Genomic DNA, 11,035 nt, shown 5'->3' on the forward strand with positions numbered 1-11,035 from the left:
TCAACTCTCCGGCAGTCCACGTGAGTCGGGTGGTGGGTGGACAGAGGCCGGGGGTTTGCGGCGCAACCCCCTGGACGGCCGCCCGCACCAGGCGCTCACCAGAGATCCGCTCGGCCCGGATCCGGCCCGGCGTCCAGCGCGGCCAGCACCGCCCGCCCGGCCTCCGTGTGCGCGAAACGGCGGCCGGCGTCCGGCGGGCCCGCGGAGGGCGCCGCCCTCGTGCCGGCGGACCGCAGCCGCAGCACCTCGGCCACGGCCCGCTCGCCGACGCCCTGCCGGTCGTACGCGGCCGGGTCGCGCTGGAAGGCGAGTGCCGCCGCGGCCAGCACCCCGGACGCCGTGGAGCACCGGGACGGGCCGCCCGCCAGCAGCCGCCGCGCCCCCTCGGGTACGTCCGCACGGCCGGGCGGACCTCCGGCCGAGAGCAGGTCGGTGAGCGACAGCCCGTCCAGCCCGGACCAGCCGCCCCGCACCAGTGCCCCCGCCACGACATGGGCCTCGTCGCCGTCACCGTCGCCGCTGTTGTCCGGTGCGCCCGGGTGTCCGGCCAGCCGGGCGGCGGCACCGGCCAGCCGCAGCCGGGCCCCGGGCGGCGGATGCGCGCCGTCGAAGTCCCGCTCGTCCACGTCGTCCCCGGTGTCGAGCAGTTCGGCGAGTACGGCGGCGTAGGCGGGCCCGCACAGCACGGCGGCGCACACATCGGCGAACACCTCGCCCGACCACCGCTCCCAGGGGACGGCACGCCCCGGGGGCAGACCGGCCGTCGTGACCCGCCGGCGGATCTCGTCGCCGAGGCCGCGGTCGTCGTCGATGTGGTGCGCGGCCTCGTGCGCCACCGTCAGGAGGGCGGGCAGATGGGAGCCGAAGGACCAGGGCACGTCGATGACCGGGAACGGCAGCCGCGCGGCGGCCTCGCGGCCCTCGCGGGTGTGGATGCCACCACGGGGCAGCAGATCGTGGTAGGCGCTGCCCCGGCGGTGGGCGCGCGGCGCCGCCGCCCGGCTGAAACCGACCAGTGGGGGCTCCTTGGCGCGGGCACCGGCGAGCCTGAGGACCGGGCCGTAGCACTCCCACGCCAACTCGTCGGCGACGTCCAGGAAGCGGCGGTAGTCACGGACGCGGCGCAGCAGGAACCGGGTGCGGTAGTAGTCCCACACATGGTGCAGGTCCAGGACCCGGCCGGGCACTTCGGCGCCGCGCCCGTCCGCGAGCCGCGCCCGTACGTCGGCCACGCCCACGTCGAGCAGCGCGAGCACCGCTTCCAGCTGGCTGTGGTGCTTCTCCAGCGGGCCGCCGGCGCGGCTGGCGACCTGCCACTGGCGCAGTTCCTCCTCCAGCCCGGCGACGGCGTGCAGCCGCGTGGCGGCGCGCCGGACGGAGAGCGGGGCGGGGCCGGTCACGCGTCCTCGGCCGGCTCGGTCTCGGTCTCGGATTCGTCGGCCGGCTGGGGCGGGGCCTCGAGCACGGCCGCCGGGTCGTCGGAGGCCTGCTCCAGCAGCAGGGGCGGTACCGGCTCGGCGTCGAGGCCGCGTCCCGGCTGCACGGGCCCGTACTCCTCGCGCACCCCGCCGAGCCAGGTGCCGCGCAGCCGTACCACCCGGAAGAGCGGCGTGAGGGCCTCGCCGATCCACTGGAAGCCCAGGTGTCTGCTGCCGGCGAGCCGCGCCGAGCCCGCCAGGTCGAGCAGTTGCAGCGGCCCGGTGCCGAAGGACGTGGCGAGGCGCAGCTCGGCCGAGGCGCCCGCCTCGGCGGCCACCAGCACGGCGGCGGCGTCGGCCCGGACCACCTCGGTCACGGCGAGCAGCCCGGCCTCCCACCGGCCCTGCCAGTAGCGGCGGACGAGTGTGCCGGCCAGGGCACGGGTGTCCGTCAGGCCGCTTGCGGCCAGGCCCTGGTACGCCACCAGCGCGGCCCGCTGCCGGGCGAACCGCAGCAGGACTCCGGCGTCCGCGTCGACGAGGGCCGTGAACAGCGGGTCCGTGGTGCCGGAGGCCTTGAAGCGGACCTCGATCCCGCCGCCGGCGTCGTGCACGAACGCGCCGCGGGCCTCGGGTGCCGTCGTGTCGAAGGTGATCGCGCGGTCGGCCAGTGTCCCGGCCGCGCGGACGGACCCCCGCGAGTCGTGCAGGACGTCCCCCACGGCGATCTTCTGCAGCAGGGGCCAGGCCAGCCACCAGTCTCCCCACGCCTCGCGCATGGCGTCCCGGTACACGGCGAACGCATGGACCACGGCGTTCAGCTCCTCCCCTGTCCCGCCCGAGCACCTGCGCGCAGGCTAGCAGCGTCCCACCCGGGACACGCCCGAACTTCCGTCTCTCCCGCGGGCGTTGCCTCCGCGTTCTCCATCCGTGGATGGAGGACGGTGGAGACCGGTGGATCCCGGTCGGGGGCTTCTCCATCGACCCGTGGGTGGTGGTGATCGGCTGGGTGCGCGGAGCACTCTTGAGACATGGGTTCTCTTCACTCGGCACTTGTCCTGACCATCGACGTCTGCGTCCTCGTCTTCGTCGCGGCCTGGGTCGCGGGCGCTGTCTACTTCGGTGTGAAGAGCCGGTCCGGACTGCGCGGCTGGGTGCGCGGACTGCGCCGCACACTGCCGCGCCGGCTGCTGCTGAGCGCGGGCGTCGCCGTCTTCTTCACCCTGGTCGGGCGCTCCGAGGGCTTCTGGCGCCGGCTGCAGTACTGGCAGCCGGCGCCGGCGCTCCTGGGCGTCCTGCTCGCCGTCGCCTCGACCGCCCTGCTGCTGTGGGCCCGCTGGGTGCTGGGCACGATGTGGGCCAGTGTGCCGACGGTCCGGGAGCACCACGAGCTCCGGACGGACGGGCCCTACCGGCTGGTCCGGCACCCCATCTACACCGGGCTGCTCGGCTTGGTCACCGGTTCCATGCTGGCCTGCGGTTTCGGCGTCTGGGTGGCGTTCCTGGTGGTCGCCGTCCCCTGGCTGCTGCACCGGGTCAGGACCGAGGACGGCCTGATGGCCCGGCAGTTCGGCGCCGCCTACGACGCCTACCGCGCCGAAGTCCCGGCCCTGATCCCCCACATACGCCGCACGGGCCACCGGGCCGGCCGGCGCCCCGCGGGCAGCGTGCAGCGGTAGCCCAGTCGCTTGCCCCCACCGCGCCTCGAAGGGCGCGGGCGGTGACGGCACACGCGGCGCTCCGCCCGGTGATGGCATGATGACCGGCGACATAGGGCGACGGCGGTCCGAGGAAGCCGGTGTGAATCCGGCGCGGTCCCGCCACTGTGACCGGTGAGCGAGTTCCGGCAGGCCTCCCCCCGGGGGGGGCAGGCCGGGCGGGCGACGACCCGGGAGCCAGAGACTCACGCGGTCGCCTCCTCGACGCACTCCGGGGCGGATCTCCCCGGGAGGGGAGTGGCATGGGCGTGTCCGAGAGGCCGACGCGAGAGGCGTCCGGCGGCGCTGTGACGGGAAGCGCGGCAGCACCGTGCCGGGTCGTCGTGTGCCGGGACTGCTGCTGCGGCAGTCCCAAGGTGCCCGGGGTCGATCACATGGCGCAGACCGCACGGCTGAGGGCGGAGATGCCGGTGCGGATCTCCGACTGCCTCGACGTGTGCGACCAGGCCAACGTCATCGTCGTACAGCCGTCCACGGCGGGCCGGGCCGCCGGTGCGCGGCCGGTCTGGCTCGGACTCGTCAACGATCCGGACGCGACCGAGGACATCGTGACCTGGGTGCGGGCGGGCGGCCCGGGCGTCGCTCCCCAGCCGGACATCCTCGACCTGTACACCTTCACACCGCCGCGGCGCCGTGCGGATCCCCGTTGACCCGGGGGTCCGGTTCGGCACCGAGCCGGCGCAGGACGCCACCGTGCGGGGCGAGCTGCCGACGCGCACTCCGCGCACAACTTCGGCCCGCGACCGTCGGGTTGGACCCCGCCCGCGCCGCCGTCCCACCGGCCTCGCACCGTCACGCCTGGTGAGAGGGAAAGATCACGGCGGCCGGAGGCGGTCTTGGCCGTGCGCGCGACACGCGGTACGGTCGGTCCGATATCGACGACGGCGAGACGGAAGCCGGTGGGAATCCGGCACGGTCGCGCCACTGTATGCGAGACGCCCCCGCGGCATCCCGTGAGTCAGACCCGTGGCCGTCGTCCTGTGCACCACCGAGATGGGACGCGAACTCCCAGAGGAGGTTCTGCCATGGCGCAGACCGTCGCCCAGCCGACAGCCACCACCCCCGTCGTTCCCGCCACGCTGCCGCTGAAGGCGATTGCTCCCTGGGCGGTCTTCTTCGGCATCCTGATGCTGATCCTGCTCTACTTCGTCGGCGCCGAGCAGGGCGCCACCTCCGTGCTCAACGGCACCGACGTCCACGAGTGGGTGCACGACGCCCGCCACCTGCTCGGTTTCCCCTGCCACTGAGGCAAGGGGACACCGCACACCCATGAACTCCGCAACGGTACGGAACCTCCTCGTACGGGGCATGCTCGCCGGCCTGGCGGCCGGCGTGCTCGCCCTCGTCGTGGCGTACGTCCTCGGTGAGCCGAGCGTCGACAAGGCGATCAGCTTCGAGGAAGCCCACTCCCATGAACACGAGATGGAGGTCGTCTCCCGTTCCCTGCAGTCCACCGCCGGCCTCGCCACGGGAGTCCTCGTCTACGGCGTCGCCTTCGGCGGCATCGCCGCGCTCGCCTTCTGCTTCGCCCTGGGCCGCGTGGGCCGCTTCAGCCCGCGCGCCACGGCACTGCTGCTGTCGGGCTGCGCCCTGCTCGCCGTGTACGTCGTGCCGTTCCTGAAGTACCCGGCCAACCCGCCGTCGGTGGGCAACGCCGACACCATCGGCAAGCGGACCACGCTGTACTTCCTGATGATGCTGCTCAGCGTCCTGCTGGCGATCGCCGCCACTCTCCTGGGCAAGCGCCTGGCTCCCCGCCTGGGCACCTGGTGGGCGACGGTCGTCGCGGTGGCCGCGTTCGCCGTCGTGATCGGGCTGGCCTACCAGTTCCTGCCCGTCGTCAACGAGGTGCCCAAGGGCTTCCCGGCCACCCTCCTGTGGCGGTTCCGGCTCTCGGCACTGGCGATCCAGACCACTCTGTGGGGTGGATTCGGCCTCCTCTTCGGCGAGCTGGCCGAGCGCCTGCTGAAGCCCGAGCCGGCGACGGCCGGGAGCGGGCGAGCGGTTCCGGCCGCGCACTGACCCCTTCCGGACAACAGAGGGCCCTTCGGAACCATCCGGGGGCCCTCCGGCGTTCTCCGGACACCGACGCGCACGGGACCACCGGCAGGGCACGGAATCCGGCGGACCGGCCGCGGATCACCTCGGTGAGGAGTGGAGGAACCGAGTGGCCAGAGCCCCACAGCCCCGCCACATCACCTTCGGTGGCCGCGACGCGGTCGCCCTCACCCTGCGGGAATACGAGCAACTGGTTGCCAGCCGACGGCAGACAGGCGGCCAGAGCGCCCGCGTGCGGGTACTCGCCCAGCAGGCCAAGCGCACCGAGCAGCTCCTGCACGACTTGGAAACCCTGATAGCGGCCTCCGGGGACGGCTGCCGGGGACGGTCCCACCCGGCGCCGCCGACATGCCCCGACCGCGAAGCCACGGAGCCGAGCGCCGACGGCACCTGCCTGCGCTGCGCGATAACGGCCCTGCTGCGCCGTCACCGGGACTCGGCAGCGTGAACCGCCGGCCGGCGGCGCCTAATCGGCGTCCGGAGCGGCAGGCGGACGCCCCAGCCGCAGGTTCCAGCGCCCGGCCCGGCCACTGAGTTCGGTCACGCTCAGCGGCGGCACGTCGAGGCGCCAGAACACCGTGGCGGACATCCCCAGCGCGTCGACGACGGCCGCCCGCACCACCTCCGGCTCGACGACGGCGACCGCACGCTCCTCCACGGCCTGCGCGTCGGCCAGCCACCGCGCGACCCTTGCGCACAGGTCCTGCACGGACTCACCCCCATGCGGTGCGCAGCCGGGGTCGGTGAGCCAGCGGCCCACCGCCTCCGGCTCGGCCGCCCCCACCTCCTGAAGGGTGCGGCCCCGCCAGCGGCCCACGTCGAGCCCCGCCAGCTCCGGCACCGGCACCCCGTCGAGGCCCAGCGCCGTGGCCGTCTCCCGGCAGCGCGTGCTGGGGGAGACGGACACACGCCCCGCGGCGGGCAGCGACCCGGCCGCCGCCCGGGCCCGCGCCGCGCCGCCGTCGTCGAGCGAGCCGCCGTCGTCGAACCGCGTCTGCCGCAGCGACGCGCTCATGGCGGGGGAGACGAGAAGAACTCGGCTGGTCAAGCGGTCGCTCCGGCTGCTGTTGTCAGGGGGCGGGACTGGATCGGAGGCCCGCTGGGCAGGGGGGTTCAGCAGTGTACCCACGTCCGCGACGCACGCGATCGGCACTGACCAGCGGCCGGCCTCCGGGCGCCCCGGACCACCAGCCGGCCGGCTCATGCGCGAGTGCTCGCCTACTCGCTGGGTCGCAACACCGTCGACATCGCCCCCCGGGTACGGCCCCTGTGCCGAGCGCTTGCGAGCCGACGCCCCGCTACGTCGTCACGGGTTCCAGCCGAAGCGTCCGTACCGGCCAGGGTGGTGGCCCGGCCGGGCCGAACCAGACCCGGACGTCCTCCCCGGTGCGGACGGGCAGGAGGGGATAGTCGTTCTCGGCGTGCTCGGTGCGGTGCAGCGCATGGGACGGGCCCAGGTGCCGGGCGGCGTACGCGTCGAAGGCAGCCGCGTCGGACGGCCGGCAGACCGTCGCCACCACCTCGCGGGTGCCCGGCTCCGGCGCGAACCCCGGGCCCCGCAGCAGCAGGACGTCGTCGCTGTCCACCATGGTGGCATTGGCCGTGTCGCGGTACTTCCGCCAGACCGGGCCGGTGTAGAACGCCTCCAGCGCGCGCCGGCGGTGCACCATGTCGGGGAAGGCGCGCAGCCAGACGAAACGGTCCGGGTCGTCCAGGTCTCGGAAACGGCCGCCGACGGTGATGCCTGCCGCCTGCTGACCGGTCACGAACTCGCGCTCGAACAGCTCGATCAGCGTCTCCCGGCCCCCCGGATGCAGGGTGTACTGCCGCAGTTCGACGACCGTCATGCGTCGGCCCCCCTGGTGCGGGTGAGGTCCATGGTCCAGTTGTGCTCCCAGGTACTGCCGCCGTCGGCGGAGAACTCCTGCTCCCAGCGGGCGGTGTCCGGGCCGAGGCGGTACCAGGTGAAGTGCACCCGGATCGGGCGGCCGTCGTAGGTGTCCTCGCCGTGGAAGTCACCGCGGTCGCCCGTGAAGCCGCCGGTCACCGGGGGGTCCAGCCGGCCCGTCCGGCTGTCGGCCCAGTGGATCGACCAGCGCTGCGTCTCCCGGTCGAACAGGCGCAGGGTCATGCCCTGGCGGCCGAGGGTGGGGAAGGTGATCTCGTCGATGTTGCCGGCACCGCCGAACAGCGGCCGGACCACCGCATGACCGGGGAACTCCGCCCAGGTGCCGGGGCCGGGGCCGAGCGGCGTGGTGAGACGGCGGTTGGCCACGTCCCAGGAGCCGTGCAGGAAGTCGAAGTCGTCCATGCGCCGCAGGTTAGGGACGCTCCACTGACATCCAGTGTCAGTGGATACTGGGCGCCATGCGTGCGAGCCGACTGGTCACCCTCCTTCTGCTGCTCCAGAACCGGGGCCGGATGACGGCCCGGCAGCTGGCCGAGGAACTGGAGGTCTCCGTCCGGACGGTCTACCGGGACGTCGAGGCGCTCGCCGGCGCCGGCATCCCGCTGTACGGCGAGGCCGGACACGCGGGCGGCTACCGGCTGGTCGACGGCTACCGGACCCGTCTCACCGGACTGACCGCGGACGAGGCCCAGGCCGCGTTCCTTGCCGCACTCCCCGGCGCCGCCGCCGAGCTCGGCCTCGGCGAGGCCCTCGCCACCGCCCGGCTCAAGCTGCGGGCCGCCCTCCCGGCGGAGCTGCGCGAGCACGCCGGGCGGATCCAGGAACGCTTCCTGCTCGACGCCCCCAGCTGGTACGGCGACGCCGACCGTACGCCTCACCTGGCCGCGGTCGCCGCCGCGGTGTGGGAGCAGCGGGCGGTGGTCCTGCGGTACCGGCGCTGGCGGGCGCCGGAGGAGATCGAGCGGCGGGTGGAGCCGTACGGGCTCGTCCTCAAGGCCGGCCGCTGGTACCTGGTCGCCGGCGGGCCGTCCGGAACCCGCACCTACCGGGTCGACCAGATCATCGGACTCCGCCCGCTGGAAGAGCAGTTCGCCATCCCGGCGGGGTTCGACCTGACCACGCACTGGAACGGCTACCTGGCCGATTTCCGGGCCCGGCTGCACACCGGGGAGGCTCTGGTACGGCTCACCCCGGTGGGCGCCCGCCGCCTCGGCGTGCCACCCGCGGGTGACGGATGGACGGAGACCCGGGTGCCCATCGAGTCGGTCGACCACGCCCACCGGGAGTTCCTGCGGCTGGGCAGCGACGTCGAGGTCCTCGCGCCGGCCGAACTCCGCGACCGCATCGCCGAGACGGTACGCACCCTCGCCACCCGCTACGCGGGGTGACCTCCCCCAGGCTGACGCCGCGCCCCCGTGCCACAAAGGCTCCCTGCGTCTCGGCCGCTCAGATGCCTGTATGGGTGTACGCGGCCCACAGGCTCGGGGTGTCGGGCACGTACCGCAAGGCGCGGCGGCGGATTCGGAGCCGCGTCGGATCGGGCAGCGCCTGCGGCAGGCTGCTGTGTGATCGAGTGTGGGCACGTGGAATTTCCAACGGCGATGTGCCGCGACCGCATTGTTGGTTACGGTGGTGAGCAGGCTGATGGCTCCCGCGCGGGCCAAGTCGGACCCGTTGGGGGGGGCGGTCGGGTTCGGCGGTGAAGTGCGGGCTCTCGCTGGTCACCGAAAGCAGGCCGGGCAGTCCTCAAGAGGCCCTGGAGCAGGGGAAACAGGAAGGCGCTGATGCATGGCTGGCCGCCGGTCGGATGAAGGGCCGCACGCTCACCCGGCCTCGCGAAGCCAAGATCCGGAACAGCGTCTACCGGCCACGGCAGGCTACCGCAGGCCGACCGGACGCGGTGGGCGTGTGACCGGCCGGCCGGCGCCCGTGGTGCTGCCCCCGTCGCTGCGCGTGTGGCTCGGGCCGATTGCGGCCCTCGCCACGCTGATGGTCGTCGTGCTCGGGGTCCTGTATGCCGGCGACGGCAAGCCCGGCACGATGGACGCGCGGATCTCGGCGTCGGTGGACGGTGTGGGGCCGCCGTGGCGGCACGTCGCTCTGGCCATGGACTTCCTGGGGGAGCCCGTGGGAGCGGCGATGCTGGTCGTGCCCATCGTGACGGGCTGCCTGCTGCTTCGCCGTCCGCGCGCGGCGGTGCTCGTCGTTGCCGGCGCCGGCATGGCCGTCGGGACGGCGACGCTGCTCAAGTCCCTTGTGGGACGCACCATTCACGACGGAAACCTGTCCTACCCGAGCGGGCACACCGCCTTCCTCACCGCGCTCGCCCTCGTGGTGGCGCTGCTCGCGACCGGCCGGCTCGGCCTCGGCGGGACGGCCGGCACGTCACTCGTGCTCGCCGCGGCGCTGGTTGCCGGCGCCGCCATGGGCTGGGCGCAGGTCGCCCTGGGCGCGCACTACCCGACCGACGTCCTCGGCGGCTGGTGCACCGCGCTGGCGGTGGTACCGGCGACCGCGTGGCTGGTCGACCGGACGGCTGACCGGCTGGTCGACCGGACGGTCGACGACGGCCGGCGGGCGCGTCGCTGACGTCGTGTCACGCCGAGCGGCGGAATACGGGCTTCACCGGTCGTCCGGCCAGCCAGGGGGTGGGGTCACCGGCGTCCAGTGCCGTCCGGTACACCGCACAAGCCTGGGCCACCACGTCGACGGTGTGGTCGATGTCGGCGTCGTCGAGCGCGCTGCTCACCACGAACGACGGGGCCAGCACCCCGCCTGCGAGGAGCCGGCGCAGGAAGAGGGTGCGGTACTGCTGCGACGGCTGCCGGTTCTCGTCGAGGGTGGCGAAGACCAGGTTGCTGGCCCGGCCCCGGACGACGATGTGGTCGCCGACGCCCATGCCGGCCGCGGCGTCGCGGACACCGGCGGCCAGCCGCTCGCCGAGGGTGTGCAGCCGCGCGGTGACGCCCTCTTCGACGTAGGTGGTGAGCACGGCCATCGCGGCTGCCAGGGAGTGCGTTTCCGCACCGTGCGTGGTGGACAGCAGGAACACCCGGTCGCCGGAGTGGCGCAGCCCGCCCCGCTCCATCAGATCGCGGCGCCCGGCCAGCGCGGAGACGGCGAATCCGTTGCCCAGCGCCTTGCCGAACGTGGAGAGGTCGGGGACGACGCCGTACAGGCCCTGGGCGCCCGCCGCGGACCAGCGGAAGCCGGTGATCATCTCATCGAAGATCAGGACGCAGCCGTGCCGGTCGGCCAGTTCGCGCAGGCCGGCGAGGTACCCGGGCGGCGGCTCGGTGTGGGTGGCGGGTTCGAGGATCAGGCAGGCGACCTCGTCCTGGTACCGGGTGAGCAGCTTCTCCGTGGCGGCCAGGTCCCCGTAGGGGAACGCCACGGTGAGCTCGGTGGTCGCCGCCGGGACACCGGCGGACATCGGCGTGGTGCCGATGAACCAGTCGTCGACGGAGAAGAACGGATGGTCGGCGCAGAGGGCGACCCGCGGGCGCCCGGTGGCGGCGCGGGCGAGGCGTACCGCGGCGGTGGTGGCGTCGGAGCCGTTCTTCGCGAACTTCACCATCTCGGCGGTCGGCACCGTGGCCAGGAAGCGTTCCGCGGCTTCGACCTCCACGATGGACGGCCGCACGAAGTTGCTGCCGCGGTCGAGTTCCCGTCGCACCGCCTCGATCACGCGTGGGTGGGCGTGGCCGAGGCTGACCGACCGCAGGCCGGAGCCGTACTCGACGTAGCGGTTGCCGTCGATGTCCCACACGTGGGCACCGCGGCCGTGGCTGATGACCGGGGCCAGGTTCTCGGGGTACTGGTCGTCGCCCTTGGCGTAGGTGTGCGCGCCCCCGGGGATCATGGCGTGCAGCCGCTCGTTCGCCGTCCGCGACCGGGGCAGGAGGAGCTCTTCGGTCTCTTCGGTGTCCACG

Annotated in this window: 13 protein-coding genes and 2 riboswitches; of the genes, 7 read left to right on the top strand and 6 right to left on the bottom strand. The window is 73.9% G+C overall.

Features of this window, described 5'->3' with window-relative positions; genetic code table 11:
• Positions 1 to 95 precede the first annotated feature (95 nt).
• Together ACZ7GZ_RS14965 and ACZ7GZ_RS14970 are read right to left on the bottom strand one after the other, a co-directional pair.
• Positions 96 to 1,400 carry a hypothetical protein gene (locus ACZ7GZ_RS14965; RefSeq protein ID WP_471024273.1) on the bottom strand — a complete coding sequence of 435 codons (1,305 nt, stop codon included), beginning with the start codon at positions 1,398 to 1,400 and terminating at the stop codon, positions 96 to 98.
• Positions 1,397 to 2,230: a hypothetical protein gene (locus tag ACZ7GZ_RS14970; RefSeq protein ID WP_471024274.1), complete on the bottom strand. Its 834-nt coding sequence runs from the start codon at positions 2,228 to 2,230 to the stop codon at positions 1,397 to 1,399. The genes ACZ7GZ_RS14965 and ACZ7GZ_RS14970 overlap by 4 nt, the downstream gene beginning before the upstream one ends.
• 219 nt (positions 2,231 to 2,449) lie before the next feature.
• On the opposite strand from ACZ7GZ_RS14970, the gene ACZ7GZ_RS14975 reads away from it, so the two are divergent.
• The 5 genes from ACZ7GZ_RS14975 to ACZ7GZ_RS14995 all read left to right on the top strand — a co-directional run bounded on the left by ACZ7GZ_RS14975 (position 2,450) and on the right by ACZ7GZ_RS14995 (position 5,642).
• Positions 2,450 to 3,097, top strand: coding sequence for a methyltransferase family protein (locus ACZ7GZ_RS14975; protein ID WP_471024275.1), 648 nt, complete (start codon positions 2,450 to 2,452; stop codon positions 3,095 to 3,097).
• Positions 3,098 to 3,207: 110 nt separating this feature from the next.
• Positions 3,208 to 3,322, top strand: a riboswitch (cobalamin riboswitch).
• Positions 3,323 to 3,378: 56 nt separating this feature from the next.
• Positions 3,379 to 3,786 (top strand): (2Fe-2S) ferredoxin domain-containing protein, encoded by a 408-nt coding sequence (locus ACZ7GZ_RS14980; RefSeq protein WP_471024276.1) that lies wholly within the window; start codon positions 3,379 to 3,381, stop codon positions 3,784 to 3,786.
• Between the two features lie 198 nt (positions 3,787 to 3,984).
• Positions 3,985 to 4,124: riboswitch (cobalamin riboswitch) on the top strand.
• A gap of 37 nt (positions 4,125 to 4,161) precedes the next feature.
• Positions 4,162 to 4,383, top strand: coding sequence for a CbtB domain-containing protein (locus ACZ7GZ_RS14985; protein WP_471024278.1), 222 nt, complete (start codon positions 4,162 to 4,164; stop codon positions 4,381 to 4,383).
• Positions 4,384 to 4,405: 22 nt separating this feature from the next.
• Positions 4,406 to 5,158, top strand: coding sequence for a CbtA family protein (locus ACZ7GZ_RS14990; RefSeq protein WP_471024279.1), 753 nt, complete (start codon positions 4,406 to 4,408; stop codon positions 5,156 to 5,158).
• Between the two features lie 145 nt (positions 5,159 to 5,303).
• The gene (locus ACZ7GZ_RS14995; RefSeq protein WP_471024281.1) at positions 5,304 to 5,642 is read left to right on the top strand and encodes a hypothetical protein; all 339 of its coding nucleotides are present in this window, start codon (positions 5,304 to 5,306) and stop codon (positions 5,640 to 5,642) included.
• An 18-nt stretch (positions 5,643 to 5,660) separates the two neighbouring features.
• Here ACZ7GZ_RS14995 and ACZ7GZ_RS15000 read toward each other — a convergent pair whose 3' ends face one another.
• The 3 genes from ACZ7GZ_RS15000 to ACZ7GZ_RS15010 form a co-directional block, all read right to left on the bottom strand.
• Positions 5,661 to 6,242 carry a histidine phosphatase family protein gene (locus ACZ7GZ_RS15000; protein WP_471024282.1) on the bottom strand — a complete coding sequence of 194 codons (582 nt, stop codon included), beginning with the start codon at positions 6,240 to 6,242 and terminating at the stop codon, positions 5,661 to 5,663.
• 250 nt (positions 6,243 to 6,492) lie between these two features.
• On the bottom strand, positions 6,493 to 7,041 hold the full coding sequence (locus ACZ7GZ_RS15005) for an NIPSNAP family protein (RefSeq protein ID WP_471024284.1): 549 nt from the start codon (positions 7,039 to 7,041) through the stop codon (positions 6,493 to 6,495).
• Positions 7,038 to 7,505 carry a hypothetical protein gene (locus tag ACZ7GZ_RS15010; RefSeq protein WP_471024285.1) on the bottom strand — a complete coding sequence of 156 codons (468 nt, stop codon included), beginning with the start codon at positions 7,503 to 7,505 and terminating at the stop codon, positions 7,038 to 7,040. The genes ACZ7GZ_RS15005 and ACZ7GZ_RS15010 overlap by 4 nt, the downstream gene beginning before the upstream one ends.
• 56 nt (positions 7,506 to 7,561) lie before the next feature.
• On the opposite strand from ACZ7GZ_RS15010, the gene ACZ7GZ_RS15015 reads away from it, so the two are divergent.
• Together ACZ7GZ_RS15015 and ACZ7GZ_RS15020 are read left to right on the top strand one after the other, a co-directional pair.
• Positions 7,562 to 8,491 (top strand): helix-turn-helix transcriptional regulator, encoded by a 930-nt coding sequence (locus ACZ7GZ_RS15015; protein WP_471024287.1) that lies wholly within the window; start codon positions 7,562 to 7,564, stop codon positions 8,489 to 8,491.
• Positions 8,492 to 9,011: 520 nt separating this feature from the next.
• The gene (locus ACZ7GZ_RS15020; protein WP_471024289.1) at positions 9,012 to 9,692 is read left to right on the top strand and encodes a phosphatase PAP2 family protein; all 681 of its coding nucleotides are present in this window, start codon (positions 9,012 to 9,014) and stop codon (positions 9,690 to 9,692) included.
• Between the two features lie 7 nt (positions 9,693 to 9,699).
• On the opposite strand, the gene ACZ7GZ_RS15025 is transcribed toward ACZ7GZ_RS15020, so the two are convergent.
• On the bottom strand, positions 9,700 to 11,034 hold the full coding sequence (locus ACZ7GZ_RS15025) for a glutamate-1-semialdehyde 2,1-aminomutase (RefSeq protein WP_471024291.1): 1,335 nt from the start codon (positions 11,032 to 11,034) through the stop codon (positions 9,700 to 9,702).
• Position 11,035 lies beyond the last annotated feature (1 nt).

The organism is Streptomyces sp. NPDC037288, assembly GCF_055603265.1.

Excerpts from the sequence above, each read along its gene's own strand:
- ACZ7GZ_RS14975 (WP_471024275.1), top strand. The coding sequence starts at position 2,450 with ATGGGTTCTCTTCACTCGGCACTTGTCCTGACCATCGACGTCTGCGTC.
- ACZ7GZ_RS14980 (WP_471024276.1), top strand. The coding sequence starts at position 3,379 with ATGGGCGTGTCCGAGAGGCCGACGCGAGAGGCGTCCGGCGGCGCTGTG.
- ACZ7GZ_RS14985 (WP_471024278.1), top strand. The coding sequence starts at position 4,162 with ATGGCGCAGACCGTCGCCCAGCCGACAGCCACCACCCCCGTCGTTCCC.
- ACZ7GZ_RS14990 (WP_471024279.1), top strand. The coding sequence starts at position 4,406 with ATGAACTCCGCAACGGTACGGAACCTCCTCGTACGGGGCATGCTCGCC.
- ACZ7GZ_RS15005 (WP_471024284.1), bottom strand. The coding sequence starts at position 7,041 with ATGACGGTCGTCGAACTGCGGCAGTACACCCTGCATCCGGGGGGCCGG.
- ACZ7GZ_RS15010 (WP_471024285.1), bottom strand. The coding sequence starts at position 7,505 with ATGGACGACTTCGACTTCCTGCACGGCTCCTGGGACGTGGCCAACCGC.
- ACZ7GZ_RS15015 (WP_471024287.1), top strand. The coding sequence starts at position 7,562 with ATGCGTGCGAGCCGACTGGTCACCCTCCTTCTGCTGCTCCAGAACCGG.